This window comes from Pseudomonas sp. Sample_21 (assembly GCF_004307525.1).
GTDB classification, from domain to species: domain Bacteria; phylum Pseudomonadota; class Gammaproteobacteria; order Pseudomonadales; family Pseudomonadaceae; genus Aquipseudomonas; species Aquipseudomonas atacamensis.
In genome coordinates this window covers 1-23,768 of sequence record NZ_RCNZ01000094.1, presented here as the reverse complement: position 1 = coordinate 23,768, position 23,768 = coordinate 1, and the positions used below count along the sequence as shown (strand labels likewise).

At 60.7% G+C, this 23,768-nt stretch carries 13 protein-coding genes and 1 pseudogene; 3 read left to right on the top strand and 11 right to left on the bottom strand.

Features of this window, described 5'->3' with window-relative positions; genetic code table 11:
• Window positions 1-119 precede the first annotated feature (119 nt).
• The 4 genes from D8U71_RS18065 to D8U71_RS18050 all read right to left on the bottom strand — a co-directional run bounded on the left by D8U71_RS18065 (window position 120) and on the right by D8U71_RS18050 (window position 5,463).
• Window positions 120-1,298 (bottom strand): PepSY domain-containing protein, encoded by a 1,179-nt coding sequence (locus D8U71_RS18065; protein WP_024011103.1) that lies wholly within the window; start codon window positions 1,296-1,298, stop codon window positions 120-122.
• 75 nt (window positions 1,299-1,373) lie between these two features.
• Window positions 1,374-3,875, bottom strand: coding sequence for a TonB-dependent siderophore receptor (locus tag D8U71_RS18060; RefSeq protein WP_130888343.1), 2,502 nt, complete (start codon window positions 3,873-3,875; stop codon window positions 1,374-1,376).
• An 86-nt stretch (window positions 3,876-3,961) separates the two neighbouring features.
• On the bottom strand, window positions 3,962-4,963 hold the full coding sequence (locus tag D8U71_RS18055; protein ID WP_130888342.1) for a FecR family protein: 1,002 nt from the start codon (window positions 4,961-4,963) through the stop codon (window positions 3,962-3,964).
• On the bottom strand, window positions 4,963-5,463 hold the full coding sequence (locus D8U71_RS18050; protein WP_039764190.1) for a sigma-70 family RNA polymerase sigma factor: 501 nt from the start codon (window positions 5,461-5,463) through the stop codon (window positions 4,963-4,965). The genes D8U71_RS18055 and D8U71_RS18050 overlap by 1 nt, the downstream gene beginning before the upstream one ends.
• A gap of 313 nt (window positions 5,464-5,776) precedes the next feature.
• On the opposite strand from D8U71_RS18050, the gene D8U71_RS18045 reads away from it, so the two are divergent.
• Entirely contained in the window at window positions 5,777-7,657 is a 1,881-nt protein-coding gene (locus D8U71_RS18045) for a methyl-accepting chemotaxis protein (protein WP_041479722.1), read from the top strand.
• A gap of 127 nt (window positions 7,658-7,784) precedes the next feature.
• Here the strand turns inward: D8U71_RS18045 and D8U71_RS18040 are convergent, their stop codons facing one another.
• From D8U71_RS18040 to D8U71_RS18020, 5 genes are all read right to left on the bottom strand, one after another.
• Window positions 7,785-8,252, bottom strand: a complete 468-nt coding sequence (locus D8U71_RS18040; RefSeq protein ID WP_130888341.1) for an SRPBCC family protein — start codon at window positions 8,250-8,252, stop codon at window positions 7,785-7,787.
• Window positions 8,253-8,274: 22 nt separating this feature from the next.
• Window positions 8,275-11,667, bottom strand: coding sequence for a non-ribosomal peptide synthetase (locus D8U71_RS18035; protein ID WP_130888340.1), 3,393 nt, complete (start codon window positions 11,665-11,667; stop codon window positions 8,275-8,277).
• A gap of 10 nt (window positions 11,668-11,677) precedes the next feature.
• Window positions 11,678-12,607 (bottom strand): diiron oxygenase, encoded by a 930-nt coding sequence (locus D8U71_RS18030; RefSeq protein WP_024011110.1) that lies wholly within the window; start codon window positions 12,605-12,607, stop codon window positions 11,678-11,680.
• Window positions 12,604-13,380: a DUF3050 domain-containing protein gene (locus D8U71_RS18025; protein ID WP_041479717.1), complete on the bottom strand. Its 777-nt coding sequence runs from the start codon at window positions 13,378-13,380 to the stop codon at window positions 12,604-12,606. The genes D8U71_RS18030 and D8U71_RS18025 overlap by 4 nt, the downstream gene beginning before the upstream one ends.
• A 698-nt stretch (window positions 13,381-14,078) precedes the next feature.
• The gene (locus D8U71_RS18020) at window positions 14,079-14,789 is read right to left on the bottom strand and encodes a GntR family transcriptional regulator (RefSeq protein ID WP_016772282.1); all 711 of its coding nucleotides are present in this window, start codon (window positions 14,787-14,789) and stop codon (window positions 14,079-14,081) included.
• 196 nt (window positions 14,790-14,985) lie between these two features.
• Here D8U71_RS18020 and lapG point away from each other — a divergent pair, with 196 nt between their 5' ends.
• Together lapG and lapD are read left to right on the top strand one after the other, a co-directional pair.
• Window positions 14,986-15,678 (top strand): cysteine protease LapG, encoded by a 693-nt coding sequence (gene lapG, locus D8U71_RS18015; protein WP_110602310.1) that lies wholly within the window; start codon window positions 14,986-14,988, stop codon window positions 15,676-15,678.
• Window positions 15,679-15,692: 14 nt separating this feature from the next.
• On the top strand, window positions 15,693-17,639 hold the full coding sequence (lapD, locus tag D8U71_RS18010; RefSeq protein ID WP_130888339.1) for a cyclic di-GMP receptor LapD: 1,947 nt from the start codon (window positions 15,693-15,695) through the stop codon (window positions 17,637-17,639).
• Between the two features lie 209 nt (window positions 17,640-17,848).
• Here the strand turns inward: lapD and D8U71_RS18005 are convergent, their stop codons facing one another.
• Window positions 17,849-18,187: a hypothetical protein gene (locus D8U71_RS18005; RefSeq protein WP_016772279.1), complete on the bottom strand. Its 339-nt coding sequence runs from the start codon at window positions 18,185-18,187 to the stop codon at window positions 17,849-17,851.
• Between the two features lie 149 nt (window positions 18,188-18,336).
• Window positions 18,337-23,768, bottom strand: a pseudogene (locus tag D8U71_RS18000) (LapA family giant adhesin); the annotation flags it as partial.

Genomic DNA, 23,768 nt, shown 5'->3' with positions numbered 1-23,768 from the left:
ATCGCCGATGGTAGTGTGGGGTTTCCCCATGTGAGAGTAGGTCATCGTCAAGATTGAATTCCGAAACCCCTGTCTGCTAACGCAGACAGGGGTTTTGTCATTTAAGCGTGTACGAAAGATCAGGCCGTTCTGCGACTCTTGCTGCTGCGTCTTGCCTGCCACTTGCGCCACCAAATATAGACGCCCGTCCCTGACAACCCCGCAATCAACACACCCAGTACCGCGATCATTACCTGCCCTGTCACCCCGATGATCCGTCCTCCATGTATGGGCAACTGAAGTCGATAGAACTGCTCTCCAAGCGTGCCCTGTCCCGCGATCTCCTGTCCCAATAATCGGCCATCTGTACCGTGAAAGAACAACCAGGATTTTCCATGGGCGTCCGTATCGTGCTGTCCAAATCCTGCGCCGTAGAAGTTGTACTCAAAGCTGTAATACAACTCGCCGATTGCCGCCGTCAGTCCTAATCGTTTCCCTTCCTGCAATGCCCTTTGGTACGCCTGTTGATAACTCAACTGTGTCGTACCCAGTTGATTGGCGGGCATTCGTCCTCTGGCTTCATAAACGCTCGGCTCGATGGGCGAAAACAACGAAACCGCAGGCTTGAACACTTGGCTGGGCAAGTTCATCGCCACGCTACTGACGGCGATCGGTAACAGCAGCAGCCACAGCCACAATCCTCCGGCGCGATGCAGGTCGAAGTTCAAGCGGTAGGCATGCCCGCCTTTGACCTTCCACGCAGTCGCCCACTTCTTCCAGAAGGGCTTGCCACGCGGCAAGGTCAGCCACAATGCGACAAAGCAGTCGATCACCCACGCGATGGCCACCCCACCCATTAACAGCAATCCCCAGTTACCCGGTAATGTCAGGTTGTAGTGAAACTCCAGAATGAACGGGATGAAGTTCTCCCGCTGAAAACAGCATTCACCCCAGTAGCGCGCGCCTTTTTGCTCCGAGCTGACCGGGTCCAGATAGAACACCTGATTGGGCTTATCAAACGGCTGGCCCGTCGCCGGATCCTTACGCGGAACGGCCGCCAGTAGCGCCGTATGCCCCGTCTCATGGGGATACTCCATGTACCAGACTTGCAGTTTCGGATGTGCAGTCTGCACTGCATCTACCAACGCGCCCGGCGACAAGCGCTCACCCACTGAGGTCGCCTCGTAGAACTGCGGATTCAGCCACTCATCCAGTTCGTGATTAAACGCCAGCACACTGCCGGTCAGCCCGGCCAACAATAAAAACGTCGCAGTGGCCAATCCAATGTACCGATGCAACAAAACCAGAAACGCACGCATACAAAACACCCCGAAGAAACGACAAAGCCAGCCCCTGATAGCAGGGGCTGGCTTTTTTATGCACAGGACATAGCTTTAGAACTGATAGCTGACGGTCGCCGCTACGTTGCGTTCTTCGCCCATGTAGCAGAAGTTCAGACTGGCGCAGGACGCGACATAGGATTCATTGGTCAGGTTGTTCGCGTTGAGCCGGACATCCACACCTGTCAAGCCGACCTTGCCCAGGTCATAACCAATCGAGGCGTCGAACAGCGTGTAAGACGGCACCTTCATTGTGTTCTCGGCATCGGCCCAGCTGTAGCCGACATAGCGCACCCCACCACCCAGGCGCAGCCCATCAAGTGCGGCGCTGTCGAACTTGTAGTCAGCCCACAGCGAGGCCATGTGTCGCGGCGCTTGAGTCGGTGAGTTGCCCTTGTTCTCGATGACATCGGTCGGCGTGCTCAAGGTGCTGATCATCGATTTGGAATATTCGATATCAGTGAAGGTGTAACTGCCGAGCACTTTCAAGTTATCGGTCAGTTGCAGGTGCGCTTCCAGCTCCAGACCTTGCGAGCGTACGGCGCCGACTGCGCGGTAGAAGTTCTCCTGCGGCAGTTTGGTCGCGAGGTTTTCCTGGTCGATGCGGAACAGCGAGGCGGTAAACAGGTTGTCGGTGCCCGGCGGCTGATACTTCAAACCGACCTCCCACTGCGTGCCATCGGTAGGGGCCAGTGGATTACCGGCGCTGTCGGCATAGGAGTTCGGGTTAAACGACTCGGAGTAGCTGATGTATGGCGCCAGACCGTTATCAAACAGATATAAAGCGCCGGCACGCCCAGTGAGTTTCGTGCGCCGATCATTGATCTCTGTACCCACCGGACGCCCCGCTTCGGCGATGCGGTTTTCATCGGATGTCTCGACCCAGTCCTGACGCAGGCCCAGCGAGAAGCGCCACTTGTCCATCTCGATCAGGTCTTGCAGATACACACCGGTCTGCTCCAGACGACGCAGATAGCTGGTGTCGCCGTACATCTCGATCGCCGAGTTGCCGTACACCGGATTGAACGCATTGATCGGCGCGAGGCCACCGCTGGTCCAGTCGACCACGGTTTTGCGCCGTTGATAATCCGCGCCCATCAGGACTGTGTGCTTGGTCGCGCCGGTGAAGAATTCGGCCTGCAGCATGTTGTCGACGATGAACGCATGCAGGCGCTCATCACCGCCGGTGTAATAACGGTTCAGTTCATTGCTGGTCGGGGTGGTCCAGCCATAGGCGTAGACCTGATCCATGTTCACTTTGGAATCGAGATAGCGGAAGTTCTGCCGCGCCGTGAAGACGTCGTTGAAGCGATGTTCGAACTGATAGCCGAACGACTGCTGGTCACGGGAGTAACCATCGATCCCCGGTTCGCCCTCGAAGAAGCGCGGCGAGATGCGCTCGCCATTGCGCTGATGGATCGTGCCGTCCGCCGGAACGCCGCCGTGGTAACCGCCGTCCGGATCGTGTTGCAGATAGGCCTGCAGGGTCAGCGAGGTGTCTTCGCTGAAATCGATGCTCAACGTCGGCGCGAGGGCGAAGCGTTTTTCCTTGTTGTGATCGAATTGCGTGTCGGACTGATCGCTCAATCCGGTCAGACGATAGGCAATGCGCTTGTCGTCATCGACCGGACCGCTGAAGTCAAAACCAATCCCGCGCTGGCCTTGCGTCCCCACTGTCGCCTGCACCTGATGGTAGGCCTCATACAACGGCTTTTTACTGGTCAGCGCGACCAGACCGCCGGGCGAGCTACGGCCGTACAGCACCGATGACGGGCCTTTGAGAATATCCACGCGTTCAAGGAAATACGGATCGACCTGCATGGTGCTGTAGGTGCCGCTGTCGCCCATCGACTTGAGGCCGTCGAGGTAGATGTTGTCCACCGAGCCGTCGTTGAAACCGCGCATCGCCACGTAGTCGTAACGATGGGTGGCGCCATACGGGTTGGTCAGCACGCCCGGGGCGTAACGCATCGCTTGCGAGACGGTTTGCGAGCCTTGGTCATCCATTTGCTCACGCGTCACCACCGATACGCTTTGCGAGGTCTCCAGCAGGGCGGTACTGGTCTTGGTGGCGATCTGGCTGTGCGTGGCGTTGTAGCCGGCCATGCTGCCCAGCGCGTTGCCGAGGGCGAAGCCTTTGATGTCGGTGGTCGGCAAGGCTAGTGCTTCGCTTTCAGCCAGCGGGCGCAGAATGTAGCTGCTGCCGTCCTGGCTGACGGCTTCCAGCCCTGAGCCACCGAGCAAATGGCTCAAGGCCTGGTCGGTCGAATATTCACCCTGCACGCCGGGAGATTGCTGACCTTGAGTCTGTTGCGGCGTCATCGCCAAGGTGATGCCGGCCTGCCGGGCAAACTGATTCAAAGCCTCGCCCAATGGCCCGGCAGCAATGTTGTAGCGGTGGCTGATCTCGGTGCCGGTGTTGGCGGCCAGACTCAGGCTCGGTAACACGCTGACGCCCAGCGCGGTGGTCAGCAGTGCCGCCCGAACCGCATGGCGCAGTAGTGTCGATTCTGCAGTGAAATTCAGAGGGTTCTTACAAGTGGCGCGGACAGTCATTGTGGATTTCCGTAGGCAGTCGCGGGGGCTGAGTTGAAGTGCTTACTGACTAAGCCGGACTGCCTGCGGAAACCCGCCAAAAATAATCACACCGCACGTTCCAGGGTCACCCACCAGCGGGTGCGATAACGCAATTGCACCGGCAGCGTCTGCGGCAGGACCGCCAGCAGCCTGTCGGTGTCCTCCAGACGGAACACCCCAGAAAGGCGCAGGTCTGCGATCTCCGCCGAACAATTGAGATAACCCGGGCGATAACGGCCGACTTCAGCGAGGAAGTCACCCAGCCGCATATTGCGCGTGACAATCAAACCGTCGAGCCAGGCGCCCGCATCCATATCCGGCGTCGGCGCTGCGCGCAAACCGCTTTGATCGACCAGAAAACTCTGCCCGGCGAGTGCTTCGAGGGAATGACCGCCAGCGCGAACCAACACCCGGCCACGGGTAACGCTGAGCCGCGTGCACTGTTCTTCCTGACGCAAAATGAAACGCGCATCGAACGGCGCATAAGTGCCGTGGCGATTCTGTATGCGCAGCGGTCGATCGGTCGCCGCGCCCTCGTCAGAGCCGCCGCAGGTAACGATGATCTCGCCACGGGTCAGTTTGATCAGGCGCCGCTGCGCGGTGTAATCCAGATCTACGGCGCTGGCGGTGTTGAGTTCGATGCGCGTGCCGTCGGGCAACTGGAAACCGCGCCGTTCGCCGGTCGCCGTCGCGTAGTCGGCACTCCATTGCTGCCAGGCGGCGCTGTCCTTGGCCAGCCACGCGGCGGAGCCCATCAACAGCGCGCCCGACAACAACTTCAAGGCCTGGCGTCGGCCCAGCCCCTGCGCACTGTTTTCCAAGGTGTTGAAAGCGACCTGCGCACCCGGCACGGCGCGCAGACTGGAGCTCAATTCGGCTTGCAGCGACTGCACCCGCTGCCAGGCAATTTCATGTTCGTGATGCTCGGCGCGCCACTGCTCGCATTGGCGAGTCAGCCGCGAATTGCCGTGGTTGTTGCGCAGCCGCAGTAGCCAGTGAATCGCTTGCTTGACCACGTGTTGGCGCGGTTCCACGCGGCGAGCGAGTGAGAGGTTATCCACAGGCATCAGTTTTCATACCGCAACACATAGCAGTGATACAGCGCATCGGCGACGTAGCGTTCCACAGAACGTACCGATACGCCCAACTGCTCGGCGATCTGTTTGTGAGTCAAACCTTCGCACTGCGCCAGGAGAAACGCCTGACGCACTTTCGGCTTAAGTCCTTCGAGCATGCGCGCAATGCTTTCCAGCAGTTCCAAGACCAACGCGCGCGATTCGGCGTCAGGTACTTCGCCTTCAGGCAAGTGAGCAATGGTCTCCAGATAGGCCCGCTCGATTTCCTCGCGGCGCCAATGATCGATTACCAGACCGCGCGCGATGGTTCGCAGGAAAGCTCGGGGCGCTTTCAGTTCGAGGCGTTCGGTACGTTGCAGCAGGCGCAGGAAAGTGTCCTGAGCCAGATCCGCTGCATCCGCTGCGTTGCCCAGCCGCGCGCGCAGCCAAGCGTTGAGCCAGCCGTGATGACTACCGTAAAGCGCCTGTACGACCAACTCAGGAGAAGACATGACCACGCCAGCCCGAACGTCACAAATGATAATTAGTCGCATTGTCATCAAGGGTCACAGATTTTGCAACTGTCGCCCCCCATGTCGATGCGAAAAATTCCCTCGCAGCCGCTCTGCCACGCCGTTCGGCGGGAATCCTGCACAAACCCCGTCCATTTCTCACGCGCCCCTAAGATTTCTCCGCCGCTGGCCGACAGACTGGTGAGAAATGCGTGCACCAAAGTAGAGCGGCCGGAAGAACGCTGCCTGCGCCGTACATGGAATGTTGCATCCGGAAACGCATCCCCACTTTTGGCATAAGAAGTCCCATGAAATGAATCTCAAGTTCAGCCATAAAATCCTCCTGGCCGCTTCGGGCGTCGTGGTCCTGGCGTTCGCGTTGTTCACGCTCTACAACGATTATCTGCAGCGAAACACCATTCGCCAGAACCTGCAGTCCTCCGTGCAACAGGCCGGTGACCTGACCGCCAGCAGCGTGCAGAACTGGATGAGCGGGCGCATTCTGGTGCTGGAAAACCTCGCGCAGAACGTTGCCCATCAAGGCAGGAATGCCGACTTGCCGGGTCTTGTCGATCAACCGGCCTTCACGTCGAACTTTCAGTTCACTTATGTCGGGCAGGCCAACGGTGTCTTCACCCAGCGCCCCGATGCGAAGATGCCGGACGGTTACGATCCGCGTCAGCGGCCTTGGTACAAGCAGGCCGTGGCCGCCGATAAAACCATGCTGACCCCGCCGTACATGGCGGCCGTCGGTGGCCTGGTGGTGACCATCGCCATGCCGGTGAAAAAGGACGGTGAATTGCTCGGTGTGGTCGGTGGTGACCTGAGCCTGGAAACCCTGGTGAAGATCATCAACTCGGTGGACTTCGGTGGCCTCGGCCATGCGTTTCTGGTCAGTGCCGACGGTCAGGTGATCGTCAGCCCGGACAAAGATCAGGTAATGAAAAACCTCAAGGACATCTACCCGAACACCAGCGTGCGCATCGAGAAGGGCAACCAGAACGTGGTGCTCAACGGCCAGGAACGCATTCTCTCGTTCACCCCGGTCAGCGATCTGCCGAATGCGCAGTGGTACATCGGTCTGTCGATCGATCGCGACAAGGCCTACGCCGCACTCAGCCAATTCCGCACCTCGGCGTTGATCGCCATGTTTGTCGCGGTCGCGGCGATTGCGTTACTGTTGAGCCTGTTGATCAACGTGTTGATGCGTCCGCTGACCACCATGGGCCGCGCGATGAAAGACATCGCCCAGGGCGAGGGCGATCTGACCCGGCGTCTGGTGGTCGAGAGCAAAGACGAGTTCGGTGAACTGGGCAGCGCGTTCAACCAGTTCGTTGAACGGATTCACGCATCGATTTCCGAAGTGTCGTCGGCGACCCGTCACGTACATGACCTGTCGCAACGGGTGATGGCTTCGTCCAACGCTTCGATCGTCGGTTCCGACGAGCAAAGTGCGCGCACCAACAGCGTCGCGGCAGCGATCAATCAGCTGGGCGCCGCCACTCAGGAGATCGCGCGCAACGCGGCGGATGCTTCGCAGCACGCCAGTGGCGCTTCCGAGCAGGCCGACGACGGTCGTCAGGTGGTCGAGCAGACCATTCAGGCGATGACCGAGTTGTCGCAGAAGATCAGCCTGTCGTGCACGCAGATCGAAACCCTGAACGCGAGCACCGACAACATTGGCCACATTCTCGACGTGATCAAAGGCATCTCGCAGCAGACCAACCTGCTGGCGCTCAACGCTGCCATCGAGGCTGCGCGTGCCGGTGAAGCCGGGCGCGGTTTTGCCGTGGTCGCCGATGAGGTGCGCAACCTTGCGCATCGCACCCAGGAATCGGCGGAAGAGATCCACAAGATGATCACCTCGCTGCAGGTCGGCTCGCGCGAAGCGGTGAGCACGATGAACGCCAGTCAGGCGTCCAGCGAGCAAAGCGTGGAAGTGGCGAATCAGGCCGGTCTGCGCCTGGTCAGCGTGACCCAGCGCATCGGCGAAATCGATGGTATGAACCAGTCGGTGGCCGCTGCGACTGAAGAGCAGACTGCGGTGGTGGAAACCCTCAACGTCGACGTCAACCAGATCAACCTGTTGAACCAGCAGAGCGTGGCCAACCTCAATGAAACGTTGAAGGATTGTGATGCGTTGTCGCAGCAGGCCAATCGCCTGAAGCAATTGGTCGACAGCTTCAAAATCTGATTTTTCAGATCGCAGACCGCGTTATCGTTCTTCGCGAGCAGGCTCGCTCCCACAGGGAAATGCATTCCAAATGTGGGAGCGAGCCTGCTCGCGAAAGCGGCGGTTCAATCACCGCCAAACCGATGCCTTAGACAAACAGCTTCAGCACATTGCCCATCGCATCATCGGCAAACCCCTGCACGAAATCCCTGAACCCCGGCAATGCTTCATCCCCATCCGCAGCCGGTTCGGCAATGATCGTCCAGGTCGCTCTCGACTTCCGTGCGCTCAGCGACTCCACCTGCATCGCCGCCCACAGGTTCGCCACCCCCAACGTGTTGTAAATCGTCGTCCAGGTCATGCGCCGCGCCTGTTCATCGCGCGAGTTGAGTTGTTCGACCACGACGTTGCCGTCCTTGAAGACTTTCTTGCGCAGCGAAGACACGCCTTCGCCGGTCATTTCGGTGTGCGACAGCGCTGGAATGAATCGTTCGAAGCCAGCGAAATCGCCAACGATCGCCCAGACTTGTGCCGCGTCCCCCGGCACTTCCACCGACGACACAACGTGGCAGCCTTGCGGGTTTTTGATCAGGGTGTCGGGTTGCAGATTGCTCATGGTGTTGCTCCTTTGGGATGAGTCAGATGAAGTTGATTTCTTTCAGGTAGTCGCAGCCGCGACGCAGCAGCGCCGAGGATTTCTGTGGGTAGTGCGCGCCCATCTGCCGCACGCCGGCCTCGGCGTTGGCGTGACCGATCAGGGAGATGTCGCCGATGTCTTCCTCGAAGCCGTTGAGGTAGAAACCGAGCACGCCGAACAGCGCGTTGTCGGCGTCGACCCGACTCAATTGCTGCTGCCAGTCGGCGACGCTGACCAGCGCAAACTCGCTGCCGGTTTCGCGGAACGAAGCGACGTAGGCATCCCAGCTCAGCGGCTCGGGGTTGTGCAGATTGAACACCGCGCGTTGCGCTGAATAACGGCTGGCATGGAAGGCGATGAAGCGGGCGAGAAAGTCCACCGGCATCAGGTCGAAATTCAGCGCAAAGGCCGGTACCTGACCGAGCTGGATCGAGCCTTTGAGCATCAGCATCAAACGGTTTTTGTGCGGCTGGCAAACGCCGCTGAGGCTGTTGAAACTGATGTTGCCAGGGCGATAAAGATTGACCCGTACACCGCGCTCGCGCGCCCGTTCGAGGATGCGTTCGCCGACCCATTTCGACAGGTTGTAGCCGTTGCGAATGTAGATCGGCGGCGTCGCGGCGGCAGGCAGTTCCAGCACTCGACCGGCGTCATCCACGGTGCTGGATGCCGACAGGGTCGAGACGAAGTTGAAGACCTTTTTGCGCTGCCCTTCGCACAGCTTCAGCAGGGCGAAAATCGGCTCGACGTTGTCCGCCGCCAGGGACTCGTAATCGAGTACGTGGTTGACGTTGGCGGCGTTGTGCACCAGTGCGCCGAACTCGAGGTCCAGGCGCCGATAATCCTCATCGCCCAGGCCCAGTTGCGGACGGCTGATATCAGCTGCGTAAACCCGCACACGGCTCAGGTCGAGGTGCTCCAGCCGGTTCTCGCGCAGTGCCTGAGCGAAGCGTTGCGCCGCCGTTTGCCCGGCGCCATCACGCACCAGACAGGCCACTTCGATGGCGCCCCAATCGAGCAGCGCTTCGACGATGTGCACGCCGACAAAACTGTTGGCACCGGTGACGATGACCTTGTGCACATCGCCCATGCGGCTGATCGGCAGCGGTTCGATATCCAGCGCGCGCTCGGCGTCGGCCATGGCCTGAGCGCTGAGCACGGCGCTGTCATCGGTGCCGCGCACCAGCGTCGCCAGTTTGCTGATCGTGGGCAGTTCGATGAAGCGATTGATCGAAATGCTTCGGCCGAATTCCTCACGCAAGCGCAGCAACATCCGCGACAGCAGAATCGAATGACCGCCGAGATTGAAGAAGCTTTCGTCAGTGGAAATGTCGCTGGTCGGCAGTTCCAGCAGTTCGGCCCAGACCTGAAGAAGCAGCGCTTCGTCAGCATTGGCCGGCAGGCATTTCGCAGCGCTGTCCTGCACCGTCACCGGCAATGCCAACAGCGCCTTGCGATCGACTTTGCCGTTACTGGCGAATGGCATCTGCGCCAGTTCGGTCCACGCTCCCGGTTGCATGTAGTCCGGCAGAAACTGCCGGGCGTGAGCCTTCAATGCGTCGCGGGCAGTCTCGGCCTGTGGCTGGGCGAAGAACGCCAGAATGCGCCGCTGATTGTCGATGACCACGGCGATCTGCCGATACATGCGGCTCTCGCGCAGGCAGCGTTCGATCTCTTCCGGCTCGACGCGAAAGCCACGGATTTTCACCTGATTGTCGCGCCGCCCGCACAGCTCGATACCGTGCTCGCCCCACTTGGCCATGTCGCCGCTGCGGTAGGCGCGCAGGGTTTCGCCGCCGGGCAGTGACAGGCTCAGATAACGCTCGGCGGTCTGCTGCGGATTGTTCAGGTAACCGAGGCAGACACCGGGGCCGACGATGAACAGCTCACCGACGGTTTGATCGGGCACCGGTTGCAGATCGTCGTCGAGAATCAGCACTCGACTGTTAGCGATCGGCCCTCCCAGCGTGCGGTTGCTGTCGCCCGGTTTGAGCTGGCGCGCGGTGATCAGCACGGTGGCTTCGGTCGGGCCATACAGGTTGTGCAGGGTGCCTTGGCGGGTCAGTTGCTCGATGACGTACGGCTCGCAGACATCACCGCCGGTCATCACCTGCACGCCCTCCAGTTGTTCCAGCGGCAGGATGCTCAACAGCGCCGGCGGCAGGAAGGCGTGGGTCAGTTGCCGCCGGCGAATCAGCGCAACCAGCTGCAAAGGATCGCGGCGCTGGGTGTCGTCGGGCACGATCAGTTCCGCCCCTGCGAGCAGGCTGGGGAAGATGTCGATCAGTGACGAATCGAAGCTCAGCGAAGAGAACTGCAACACCCGGCTTCCGGCGCGCAGCTGCACGTAGTCGGCGTACCACGCGGTGAAGTGGGCGAGATTGGCCTGGCTGAGCAGCACGCCTTTCGGATGCCCGGTGGTGCCCGAGGTGTAGACCGCCATGCACGGTGCATCAAGTTCCGGGCGGTGGTGCATCAGCGGCCGGTCGAGATCGGCGTTCGGCGCTTCGATGTCACTGACATCCAGCCCCGCTATCGACTCGCTGAGCGCCTGCTGTCCATCGTGAAGCAACAACACCGCGCCGGCGTTTTCCAGGATGTATTGCTGGCGCTGCAAGGGATGGCTCGGCTCCAGCGGCAAGTACACCGCGCCGCTGCCGAGAATCGCCAGAGTCGAGGCGAATAGTGCCGGGCTTTTGCCTTGGCAGACAGCGACCACCCACGGCTGCGGATATTGCTCAAGCAAGGGCAGCAACCGCTGCTGGATCGCCCGGCTGTGGGCGTGCAATTGCCGGTAGCTGATGGACTGTCCGCCGAGGTGCAGCGCCGGTCGTTCCGCATGCTCGATCAGGCTTTGTTGCAGACGCTCGATCAGCGGGATTTGCGCCTGCTCCAGCAGCGCCGGATTTGCCGTGTCGTTGAGACGGTGGACATACGCCAGTTTGTCGAGAAACAGCAGATCTTCCAGGCGTTCGAAATCCGGCGCTTTGAGGACCGGGGCATGCCTCAAATAATCGGCATCGCGGGAAAAGCGGCTGACCAGCAACGCCACTTCGTCGACCACATGGGCGAGCGCTCGTTGGCGTAGCGACTGACCGTTGCCGGACGGCTCATCGCCGATCGGCACACGGCTGATCAGCGACGAGCCGAGAAAGCACAGCAAGTCGAGGGTCGGCAGGCCGCCATGCTCTTGCGCGGCGACACCCAGGCGCAGGTGCAGATGCGGGATGGCGCAGAAGTCGCCGGCAGCGATAAAGCCATCGTCGATGATCAGATCCACCGCCGCTTGAGTGGCGCCGCTGCGGGTCACAGCATGGCCATGCTGTTCGAGCTCCCGGGCCAGATCGGTCATGGCCTGGCCGGCGCCGGTGAGCAAAATGTCGAGACGTTTCATGTCGGCCTCCTCAAACCAGATAGTCGCGCAGGGCGTGCTGCACGCACGGTGTGTCGAGCAGCGAGCTGTTGTGGAAAAACCTGACGATGTTGCCCACCAACGGGTGGTGGCGATTGATCGGGAAGGCCAGTCCCGCGATCTCCTCACGCAATGACTGTCGGGTGGTTTCGCTGACCGTCAGCGCATCGATCAGGCGCAAATCGAAGGACTTCTGGATGTCGTTGGTCAGGTAATGGCCGATGAACACCGGCAGAATCTGCGCGATGGTTTCGCGGTCCGCGTCGCTGGCGGTGTGCCAATAGATGCGCACCATCCGCGCCCAGAAACTCGAGTGGCGACCTTCGTCGAGCAAGTGGTCGGCCATCAGGCCCTTGATCGACGGCTTGACCGAATCGTCGCGGGCGAACGCCGCGACATCACCGGTCACGGTGTTTTCGGCGATCGCCACGCAGATCAGTTCCACCGCGCTGCGCAGGTATTCCGGCGCCAGCGCAACAGCGGCGGGAATCGCCCGGCTCAGCTCGATTTCATCGGGCAATTGAATCGGCTCGATACCGGTCAGCGCGACCGTTTGCTGCATGAAATCCATGGCCACCAGCGCGTGGTAATCCTCATCGACCACCACGGTCATCGCGTCGTAGCGACAGGCGAACGGGAACGCCACGGCAAAGCGATTCTTGGCAATGCTGCGGGCGGTCTTGTCGACGATTTCCGTCTCGAAAATTACTACGTCGTTGATGAATTTGTACAACGTCTGCACCAGGGCGAAATCACGTTGCTGTGGGCATTCACGCAGGAAGGTTTCGCTGAGCACCAGCGGCTGGCGGCTGAGCGGGTAGATCAGGCGCTGATCGTCTTCCAGCAGCCGCCGTGGACGGGTGCGGATGGTCGCGCGGCTTTCCCAGGCCTCGGCGAAGGATTGATAGTCGGCAGCGTTCATTGGGCCACCTCGGCAACTTCCACGCCCATGCTCAGGCGCAGCCCGTCCCACAAGGCGATGCGGCTTTCCACGGCGGCGATGGCGCTGGCGTAAACCTCGGCTGCGCGCTGCGGATCGCCGTCCACCAGACGCTCCAGCAACTGCTCGGCGGCGGGGCCGTGATCTTCGGAATCGACTTCGATATGCCGTTGCAGGTAGTAACGGAAAGTCGGTGCCTGTTCGATGCCGATGCCCCAGTCATCGAGGATGCGCTGGAACATTGTCGGAATGACGCTCTCGCGACCATGCAGGAACGCGGCGGCAACGCTGTGTCCCGGCGCCTCCAGGGCAATGCGCAAGGTATCGCGGACAAACTGCGCGGCCGCCGGGTCGACGTCGACGCTCTGCAACGCGACGTCATAACTCACGCCTTCCTGCTGCAGGGCGACAAAGCGCTCTACCGCCGTGGTGCTCGCGCCGACTTCGCGCATCGCATCCAGGTACAACTCGAAGTGGCTGTAGTGGCCGGCATCGAGGCGATCGTCCGATTCCTCGCCCAGCACGATCTCGTTGATCAACCGCGCCGCGTGGGGATCGCGCGGCGGCAACCAGGGTAAACGCGTGCAGGTCAGTTCCTGTTGCAGGCGCTTGGTCAGCGACATGAAGTCCCATACGGCAAATACATGGGTTTCCATGAAACGGCGTAATACCGATAACGAAGTAATCTCGGAAAAGATCGGGTGAATACTCAGTTCGGCTTTCTTCAGGGCGAGTTGCTGCTTAGTGGGCATCATGATGTCCTTTATCATTGATTGAAGTGCACGGTTCTTTTCAGTTGCTGTAAGCGGTCGAGCAAGTTGGATAGCAAGTTGGTCGGGCAAATATTGATTGCGCTGTGGCGCCGTTGCGGCGCCACGGGTACTGCGGTTGTTACGTGAGGTATGCCGCGCTGAACGGCGACGTTCAAACCTGGCGAGAGAAAAACTAATACAGGGCAAATGCATTTAACAAGTTTATTTTCAATTATTTTAAGTTGGCTGTTTTTTGAATATGAGAGTTACCGATAAAACTTTCAGATCAAGTTTTATTAGGGCGTAGTTACTCCTTTCGGCTAATAACGGCCAAAATAGATAACAAGAGTGAATGCCTCACTCGAAGCAACTTTTAAACAAGGGAAGTTTATGAATTCAAAGGGGGCGAAAGTTGGCCGTGACCGGCGCCATGACTTCCTGTTTCCCGTGACAAGGCTCCTTCCGTAGGTTCCTGTTGCGGGGACTGTGCCGTCAGGGCGGCGCGTCCCCGTTCTGTAGGGGTGGCGCTGGAAGAGTGCGGGTAAATTGCCGTCAGGGCTATTACCGATTGGTCATCGGCGGGCAGCAGAAATGCGTCGGCAGGGCCGGGGCGGGCACCAGCGGGCACGCCGATCCGCTGCCAGAGCCGGCAGCAGAGCGGTCGCGAAGATTTGTAAGGGGATTATTCGACGTACGAGATATCAGCGTGCGGTGTGACGCTTCTGTGCGGCGGGAGTCGCCAGGTAGCGGGTGATGACCTCAACGCCACGGTTGAGGTGCTGCTCCAGCATTGCGAGCGAGCGCGGTATGTCCCGCTCGATCACGGCCTGAAGCATGGCGCGGTGGTCATCCTGGGACAGCTTGCCCAAGCCCATCGCTTCCAGATTGAACCGCAGAAAACGTTCCTCTTCGTTCAGCCCGTCCTCCACCAGGCGCAGCAGTCGCTGGTTGGGCGCCTTGCTGTACAGGGCCATGTGGAAGAGACGGTTGAGGCGGCCGATTTCGTTGTAGTCGTGCTGCGCTTCCAGCTCGTCGATGTAGCCGGCGGCGAGTTGATGCTCGGCCTCAGTCAGCAGCGGAATGGACTGCCGCAATGCCTCGGACTCGAGCAGAATGCGCAACTCGTAGGTTTCAGCAGCATCGCCCTGGATCAGTGGGGCGACCACGGCGCCTTTGTGCGTGGTGACGCTGAGCAGCTCCTGCGCTTCGAGCTGGCGCAAGGCTTCGCGCACCGGCATGCGGCTGACCCCGAACAGATCGGCCAGATCCTGCTGGCGCAGCGCAGTGCCACAGGGCAGGCGGCCATCGAGAATGGCCGAGCGCAGAGTTTCTTCGATCACCGACCGGGCCAGATGCGCAGGAATCGGTCCTTCGACTTTGATGCTGTGCAGCGGTTTGGGCTTCTGAGTCACGACAACACACCCTGTAGGTCGCAATATTTGGATCCAAATGACACTAGTGATTGCTCTACAGGTTGTCAAACCTTGTAAAACGTTGCGCGGCAATCTCAAGTCTAGCGCGTCTTCGATGATCTCACGGTGCCATTGTTTTTTGCCGGGCTAAGCTTCACCATCAAACGCTTCCTTTCTGTCCTTCTGGAAACCTGCAGTGGCGGTACGTTTCGCGATCCCTCGGACCTTGCGCTGGCTTGGCTGCGCATTGCTGCTGGCCGGCGTCATGCTGGGCGGCCTGCACGCCAATTGGGATTTTTCCGCGATCAGCCGCAAGGCCACGGCTCTTTATGGGCCACTGGGCGCGGGGCAGCAGCGCATCGACGCCTGGCAGAATCTGCTGGCCACGCAGAAGCAGGTCAGTGAGATGGACAAGCTCAAGGTGGTGAACCTGTTCTTCAACAAGCAGGTGCGTTACGTCGAAGACATCGATCTGTGGCGCGAAGTGGATTACTGGGAAACCCCGATCGAAGCCCTGTGGAAGGGTGCCGGTGACTGCGAAGACTACGCCATCGCCAAGTATTTCAGCCTGCGCCATCTCGGCGTTTCCAGTGACAAGCTGCGCATCACCTACGTCAAGGCGCTGCGCCAGAACCGCGCGCACATGGTGTTGACGTACTATGCGACCCCCGATGCCATGCCGCTGGTGCTCGACAGCCTGATCGATCCGATCCAGCCGGCGTCGCAGCGGACCGATTTGCTGCCGGTCTACTCTTTCAATGCCGAAGGTCTGTATCTGCCAGGCGCCAAGGGCAATAAAAAGGTCGGCGACACCAAACGCCTGTCGCGCTGGCAGGATGTGCTGAAAAAAATGCAGGCCGAAGGTTTTCCGGTCGAGACGACTAACTAGGAGCACGCGCTCAGATGTCTTTGTTCAAACAGCTGTTGATCGCTATCTGTCTGTTCCTGGTCGTGGCCTTCACCGGCAGCTTCATGGTCAGCCTGGAGAGCTCGCGCACCCAGTACGTCAACCAGTTGCGCTCCCACGCGCAGGACGCGGCGACGGCGCTGGCGTTGTCGCTGACGCCGAATATCGACGACCCGGCGATGGTCGAGCTGCTGGTCAGTTCGATTTTCGACAGCGGTTATTACGCGAGCATCCGGGTGGTCGACGTGAAGACCGAGCAGACCATTGTCGAGCGCAGCGGTACCCCGGCGGTGAGCAATGTGCCGGACTGGTTCGTCAGACTGATCGGCCTCGAACCGGCCGGTGGCGATGCGCTGGTCAGCCGTGGCTGGGAGCAGGCGGCGCGGGTCGAGGTGGTCAGCCACCCGATGTTCGCCGTGGCCAAGTTATGGCAGAGCGCACTGGGCAGCCTTGGCTGGTTGCTGATCTGCGGCGCATTGAGTGCGGTGCTCGGCGCGCTGTTGCTGCGTCGGCAGTTGAAGCCCCTCGATTACATGGTCCAGCAGTCCCATGCGATTGCCCGCCGCGAGTTTCTCAGCCTGCCGGATCTGCCACGCACGCCTGAATTGCGTCGCGTGGTGCAGGCAATGAATCAGATGGTCGAGAAGCTCAAGACGCTGTTCCAGGAGCAGGCCGAGCGCAGTGAAAAACTGCGTACCGAGTCCTATCAGGACAACCTCACCGGCCTGGCCAACCGCCGCTATTTCGAGATGCAACTGAACAACCGCGTGAGCAACCCGGAGCAGGCCAGTTCCGGTTATCTGCTGCTATTGCGGGTCAAGGACCTGGCCGGTCTCAACCAGCGTCTCGGCGGCCAGCGTACTGACCAATTGCTCAAGGCCGTCGGTGAGCAACTGACCCGCGAGTGCGCCAGATATCCACAAACCCAGGACTTGGTCACGCGTATTCGCGGCGGTGAATTCGCCGTGTTGGCGCCGGGGCTGGTGCGCGAGGAAGCGCTGCAGCTGGCGCAGAATCTCGACAATGCCTTGAGCAGCCTGCATGCCACCGGCGCGACCGACGTGCCGGCAGTGGCTTCGATCGGGCTGGCGCCGTTCGCTCACGGTGACTCCCCGCAAGCGGTGCTGACATTGGGCGATCAGGCACTCGCGCAGGCCGAAGGCCAAGGCGAGCAGAATTGGGCGTGCATCGATCAGAGTCTGGTGGCGGAGGTGGGTGACGACCATCACGCTTGGCATCGACTGCTGGATCAGGCCTTGAGTCAGCAGCGTTTCGAGTTGTATTTCCAGCCGGTGGTTGCGGCGCAGGACACGCAACTGGTGCTGCATTACAAGGTGCTGTCGCGCCTGCTCGACGAGCAGGGCCAGACCATTCCCGCCGGACGCTTCCTGCCGTGGCTGGAGCGCTTCGGCTGGACCGCGCGGCTCGATCGGCTGATGCTCGAACGCGTGCTGGAACAGATGAAAGGGCACGAGGATTCACTGGCGCTGAACCTGTCCTCGGCAACGCTGGCCGACCCGCAGGCGTTGAACAAAGTCTTCGAAATTCTGCGCGCGCATTCCAATCTCGGCGCGCGTCTGACTCTGGAAATCGGCGAGGAGCAATTGCCTGAACAGGCGGTGCTGGAGCAGTTGACCCGACGCCTGCACGAGCTCGGTTTCTCGCTGAGCCTGCAGCGCTTCGGCGGGCGCTTCAGCATGATCGGCAACCTGGCGCGGTTGGGTCTGGCGTACTTGAAGATCGATGGCAGCTACATTCGGGCGATCGATCAGGAGAGCGACAAGCGCCTGTTCATCGAGGCGATCCAGCGCGCGGCGCACAGCATCGATCTGCCGCTGATTGCCGAACGGGTCGAGACTGAAGGGGAGCTGTCAGTGATTCGCGAGATGGGCTTGTATGGCGTGCAGGGGCAGTTGCTCGGTGAGCCGAAGCCTTGGGGGTGAGCCAAGAAGCGCCCTCACCCTAACCCTCTCCCAGAGGGAGAGGGGACTGGCCGTGGGATATTTACGAGATACGCCGACGTGCAAGAGCTCCACTGAATCCAAAATCGACTCGATCTCTCAGGTCGATGGATAGCGCAAGACACCTCGATCGGCCCCCTCTCCCTCCGGGAGAGGGCTGGGGTGAGGGTAAGCTTTGGATCTTGGGAGGATCAGATCAACCCACCCTCATCCTCATCGATCAACTGGCTCAACCCGCCCAGCGCTTCACGTGCCTGGGTGCGGTCCATCAGTTTGGCCTGGGCCGCCGCCGGCAGGTCAGTGACGCGGATCACGCCTTTCTGGGTCAGCACCTGAATCAGGTCGTCGAGTACCCGAATCATTTCAAAGTCGCTCTGCTTGAGCTGTTTGAGGCTGTTTTCCACGGCTTCGTTGGCGTACCACGCCTGAATTTCATGGTTATCGGCGGGCAGCGTTTCCGTGGCCTCGGCGTACGCCGCAGCTTCCACGCGAATCAACTGGCCCTGCGCATCGCGTTGCACGTAAAACATTAAGCATCCCTCACAAATGAACAGCGTCATGCTGTCAGCAGCATAGCCAACTGCGCGCCAGTATGCGGGGCGACGAACAAATCGTCACCGCTGCATTGCCCGCAAACGCGACGGCCGCCCCACAGGAGGCGGCCGTTGTTGTTTCAGCCTCAGCTGTTGTTGTGATCGACCTTGATGGTCGGGTCGCTGCCGGCAATCAGGTTGTGCAGGTTGGCGCTCGCCCAGTTGTTGCCTTCCAGTTTGATCGTCACGTCCGGCGTGGCCGCAGCGGCATCGCCCGAGTTGAATTTGCCCGCCGAGCTGACTTGCAGCGACGACGTGCCATCCACCGTGGTGATCTTCAGGAAGTTGTCGATCGTGCTGCCGGTCTCGCCCTGCAACAGGTCGCGCAGGTCGATGCGGTCGCCTTCGCTGGCTTTGAAATCCTTGATCACGTCGTTACCGGTGTCGCCCGATTTCCAGACGAAGGTGTCGCCACCGGAACCGCCGATGAGGATGTCGTTGCCCTGACCGCCGATCAGCGTGTCGTTGCCGGTGCCGCCGAGCAGGATGTCATTGCCTTTGCCGCCGTCGAGCAGGTCGGTGCCGCCCGAGCCGAACAGGATGTCATTGCCTGCGCCACCGAGCAGCGTGTCGTTGCCATCGTGCGCGCCGGACACATCGAACGCCTGATAGTGCTCGGTGATGTACTGGTGCACATTACTGGTGCTGACTTTGCTGACATCAACGCCGGTTTCCTTGGCGACGAACGCCTGCATTGCCTGGTAACCCTCGCCGGCAATGCCGTTGAAGCTGACCAGATCGCCGAACAGGATGTCGTTGCCTTCGCCACCGTTGACGGTGTCGTTACCCGGCATCGTCGCTTCGGTATGGCCGATGATCGAGTTGGCCAGGTCTTTCGGATCGATGTTGGTTTGCGGCGTTTTGTCCGAGTCGTACGGCTTGAGATCGTTGAGGCTGACGTCGTTGTTCAGACCAATGGCTTCGACGCTCGACAACCCGCTCAACAAGGCAAAGCCGCTGGTCGAGTTGCTGGTCGTCGACGAGTTGGTGCTGTTGCCGGTACCCGCAAGGTTCGACAATTCATAAGTGCCGTCGCCCTGCGCGTGAATCGTGCCCAGGGTTTCACTGCTCCAGCCCCACCACGAGTTGTAGGTTTGCAGCACAACGCTGCCGGCACTGTTGATAGTCAGGTAGTGCGAGTTGTCGATGTAGGTGCTGAACGTGTCGCCCTGCTTGTAGTTGCTGGTGTTCACCACGCTGTCGAGTTTCACGTTGCCATACAGCGTCGGGTTGGTCTGCTCGCCGGTCTGGTAGTAAGTCGGCTGGCCGTCGGTGATGAAGTACGTGAGGTTCTTCGCCCCGGTGTTGGCCACTGCGTCGGCACTCTGGAACCAGTTGGCCGTGGTCTTGAACACGTCCTCGTAGTTGGTACCGCCGCCGGAGCCCATCGAGTTCAGCACTGCTTTGAGCAAGGTCAGCGCATTAGGGTCGTTGAGATTCACCGACACCGACTTGTTGACCTGGGTATCGAAGTCCACCAGGAAAATGTTCACCGTACCCGAGTTGCTGCCGCCCAGGCTTTGCTTGAGGCTGTTGAACACCGAAGTCAGCGAGTCCTTCGCGGCGTTCAGCGACGAACTGCTCATACTGCCGGAGCTGTCGACCATGAACGCAATGTTGTAGTTGGTGCCCGGGACCACGGTCAGGCCGCCGATGTCAGCGACGATGATGTCGTTGGCGTCGGTGCCGGTGACGGTGTCGTCACCCGAGGTGGCGGTGACCGCGTTGTACACCGCCGGCACCACTGTGACCGGAATGGTCGCGGTGCTGCTTGCCGAGCCGCCGACCTGTTCGGTGGACGTCGAAGTCACGGTCAGGTTGAACTGGCCGTTGTAGTAGGTTGGCGGGGTCACGGTCAGAGAGCCGAGGTTCCAGCCGGTGACGTTGGCTTCGCCATTGCTCGCGGTAACGGTGAAGGTATGACCCGCGCCATCGCTGAGCACCGAACCGACCGGTGCACCGCTGATCTTCACAGTCAGGGTTTCCGAGCCGTCGGTGTCGGTCAGCGCGGTGCTGATCGCCGACAGTTTCACCGTGGTGCCTTCAGCGCCGGTGTTGAGCTTGTAGCCGTCGTAATAACCTTCGCCGTTGGTGCCGTGCAGATCGGAGACGGTCACGCCCGAGTTGATCAGATCCTGCACACCGGTGTAGATCGGCACGCCGGCGTTGCTCAGATCGATTGGCGTGCTGCCATTGACCGACAGGTTGACATCGTAGCTGCCCGGGCCGCTCTGGTTGTGGTGGTAGATGTCGAGGGTGTAGTAACCGCTTGTAGTCGGGGTAAACGAACCATTGATCGCACCGCCCGCGCCCCAGGTACCGGAAGCCACACTCTTGCCGCCGATGGTGATCAGCAGGCTGTCATCGGCCACGCCGCTGAAGCTGTAGGTCTTGCCGGCTTCCAGGTAGACCAGGCCAGAGGTCTTCGACGCCGTACCGGCGGCGACACTGCCGTCAGACTGCACGTTGGTGACGTTGCCGCTGGAGTTCGGTTTGCCGGCGGCGTCGATGACGTTTTTCAGGGTGGTCGAGTTCGCTCCGCTGCCGTCAGTGCCCAGGCCCGACAGACCGGTCCAGACTTCCTTGATGAGGCCGGTGGATTTAACGCTGTTGTCAGCCACGGCTAGGGTCGGCGCATCCGCCACTGGCGTGATGTCGATCTTCACTGTGCCGGTGCTGCCCAGCGCCTGGCCATCGGTAGGCTGGAACTTGATCTGCGCGTAGTCCGCCTGCTTGTTGCCCAGACCGGTGCCGCCGTAACCGTTGGTGCCCGACTCGTTGCCATCCGGCAGGAAGCGCAGCTTGCCGGCGTCGATGTCGGCCTTGCTGAAGGTCTGGTTGTTGGCCACATCCTTCCAGGTCGAGCCGTCCAGATACTGCAGTTTGCCCTCGCCCGGCAGCTGCGTGATCTTGATACCGAGGCTGCTCGCCGGGCTGTCGACATCGGTGACGCCAAAGGTCGACCAGCCGAGTACCAGCGGCGTATCTTCGGTGCCGGTGACATCGCTCGGCGCAGCGACCGGTGCATCGTTGACCGCCACCACGTTGACCGTGGTGGTCGCAGTGTTCGAGTAGTTGCCGCCATCGGTCACCGTCACGGTGATGATGCGCGGCACGGTGCTCGGGTTTTCGCTGCTGTTGGTGAAGCCGATGTTCTTGATGGCCTGCATGTAGTCGGCCAGGGTCGCGTTACCCGAGAGGGTCAGGGTCACCGTGCCGTTGGTGCTGTTGGCATTGATGGTGATGCCGTTGACGCTGTTGCCCAGATTCAGCGCATCGCCGTCCTGACGGTTGGTCAGCACCACGGTGGCACCGGTCAGCATCGTGCTGTCCGGGTCGGTGATGCTGAGGTCGGTGTCAGCGATCGACACGCCGGCGCCCGGGGTGTTCTCGGTGAACGTCACCTTGTAATCGGCACCGGTCGCACCGCTGGAGTTGTTGGCGTCCAGATCGAGCACCGGTGGTGCATCGTTGTCGATGATCGAGGTGCTGACGCTGCCATTGGTGCTGCTGACCGCGAGGTTCTCGAAGTTGCCGCCGGTAGCCGAATCGATCTTGACCACGAAGTTCTCGGTGCCTTCGGTGATCTTGTCATCGAGGGTGGCGACGTTGAACTGCGCGCTGCTGGCGCCCGCCGGGATCTTCACGGTGTACACACCGGTGAAGTCCGAACCGTCGGCAGCAGTGCCGCTGTAGACGATTTTCAGGGTCACTTCGGTCTGCGCCGGGTGATTGAGGCTGACGGTATAGCTGGCGGTCTGGCCTTCGGTCACCGAGCTGCTGCCAGTGATGCTGACGGTGGTGGTGTCGACGGTGTCGGTGACGCTGGTCACCGCTGGCGTGGTGCTCGGTACCAGTTTTTCGAAGTTGCCACCGGTGGCGCTGCTGATGGTCGCCTGCACGGTGCCGGCGTCTTTGTAGACGTCGTCAGCTGGCGCTGGAACGTTCACCGTGCCGGTGGTCTTGCCGGCGTCGATGGTGATCACGGCGCCGTTCGACAACGTGACGGTCACTGGCGAGCCAGCGGCGTTGGTCAATGTCGCGGTGTACGTAATCTGGCCACCTTCTGCCACCGAGTTACTGGCGCTGAGGGACAGGTTGGTGGTGTCGACGGTGTCGGTCACGGTGGTGCTGACCGGGGTCTTGTCGGCGACGAGATTTTCGAAGTTGCCGCCGCTGACGTTGGTGATCGAGTTGGTCAGCGGAGCGTTGCCGGTCAGCGCATCGTTCGGTGCGACGGCGGTTACGGTGCCGGTGGTCTGGCCGACGGCGATGGTGATGTTCTGGCCGTTGGCCAACGTCACGACAACTGGCGAACCGGTGACGGGGGCGCCGACGGTTGCGGTGTAGACGACGTTGCCGCCTTCTGCCGCTGTGGCGGTTGCGCTCAGTTTTACGGTGGTGGTGTCGACGGTGTCGGTGACGCTGGTCACTGCTGGCGCGGTGCTCGGTACCAGGTTTTCGAAGTTACCACCGGTCGCGGTTTTGATCGTGGCTTGCACGGAACCTGCATCTTTGTAGACGTCGTCGGAGGGTGCCGCAACGGTTGCAGTGCCGGTTGTTTCGCCAGCCTTGATGGTGATCACGGCGCCGTTCGACAGGGTGACGGTCACAGGCGAGCCAGCGGCGTTGGTCAGTGTCGCGGTGTAGGTGATCTGGCCACCTTCGGCCACGGAGCCGGTTGCGCTCAGTGACAGATTGGTGGTGTCGACGGTGTCGGTCACGGTGGTGCTGACCGGGGTCTTGTCGGCGACGAGATTTTCGAAGTTGCCGCCGGTTACGTTAGTGATCGAGTTGGTGATCGGAGCGTGGCCGGTCAGTGCATCGTTCGAAGCAACAGCGGTTGCAGTGCCGGTAGTCTGACCGACGCCGATGGTGATGGTCTGGCCGTTGGCCAGTGTCACGACCACAGGCGAGCCAGTAACTGGCGCACCGACGGTGGCGGTGTAAGTCACGGTGCCGCCTTCGGCTACCGAAGTATCGGCGGTCAGTTTTACCGTCGAGGTATCGATGGTGTCGGTGACCTGGGTGATCGCAGGCGTAGTGCTCGGAACGAGGTTCTCGAAGTTGCCACCGGTGGCACTGGTGATTGTCGCCTGCACGGAACCGGCGTCTTTGTAGACGTCATCGGACGGTGCCGGAACGGTCGCGGTGCCAGTGGTTTCGCCAGCCTTGATGGTGATGACCGCGCCGTTCGACAGGGTGACGGTCACAGGCGAGCCAGCGGCATTGGTCAGTGTCGCGGTGTAAACAATCGAGCCGCCCTCAGCCACGGAGCCGGTCGCACTCAGAGACAGGTTGGTGGTGTCGGCAACGTCGGTGACAGAAGTCGAAACCGGAGTTTTGTCCGCCACCAGATCTTCGAAATTGCCACCGGTTACGCCAGTGATCGAATTGGTGATCGGCGCATTACCGACCAACGCGTCGTTCGCAGCAACAGCGGTTGCAGTGCCAGTAGTCTGACCGACGCCGATGGTGATGGTCTGACCGTTGGCCAGAGTCACGACCACAGGAGAAC

What these genes read in the sequence shown, in the direction of transcription:
- D8U71_RS18050 (WP_039764190.1), bottom strand. Translation starts at nt 5,463, where the DNA reads ATGTCTTCTCCTGAGTTGGTCGTACAGGCGCTTTACGGTAGTCATCAC.
- D8U71_RS18055 (WP_130888342.1), bottom strand. Translation starts at nt 4,963, where the DNA reads ATGCCTGTGGATAACCTCTCACTCGCTCGCCGCGTGGAACCGCGCCAA.
- D8U71_RS18025 (WP_041479717.1), bottom strand. Translation starts at nt 13,380, where the DNA reads ATGATGCCCACTAAGCAGCAACTCGCCCTGAAGAAAGCCGAACTGAGT.
- D8U71_RS18045 (WP_041479722.1), top strand. Translation starts at nt 5,777, where the DNA reads ATGAATCTCAAGTTCAGCCATAAAATCCTCCTGGCCGCTTCGGGCGTC.
- lapD (WP_130888339.1), top strand. Translation starts at nt 15,693, where the DNA reads ATGTCTTTGTTCAAACAGCTGTTGATCGCTATCTGTCTGTTCCTGGTC.
- D8U71_RS18005 (WP_016772279.1), bottom strand. Translation starts at nt 18,187, where the DNA reads ATGTTTTACGTGCAACGCGATGCGCAGGGCCAGTTGATTCGCGTGGAA.
- D8U71_RS18035 (WP_130888340.1), bottom strand. Translation starts at nt 11,667, where the DNA reads ATGAAACGTCTCGACATTTTGCTCACCGGCGCCGGCCAGGCCATGACC.
- D8U71_RS18065 (WP_024011103.1), bottom strand. Translation starts at nt 1,298, where the DNA reads ATGCGTGCGTTTCTGGTTTTGTTGCATCGGTACATTGGATTGGCCACT.
- D8U71_RS18040 (WP_130888341.1), bottom strand. Translation starts at nt 8,252, where the DNA reads ATGAGCAATCTGCAACCCGACACCCTGATCAAAAACCCGCAAGGCTGC.
- D8U71_RS18060 (WP_130888343.1), bottom strand. Translation starts at nt 3,875, where the DNA reads ATGACTGTCCGCGCCACTTGTAAGAACCCTCTGAATTTCACTGCAGAA.
- D8U71_RS18030 (WP_024011110.1), bottom strand. Translation starts at nt 12,607, where the DNA reads ATGAACGCTGCCGACTATCAATCCTTCGCCGAGGCCTGGGAAAGCCGC.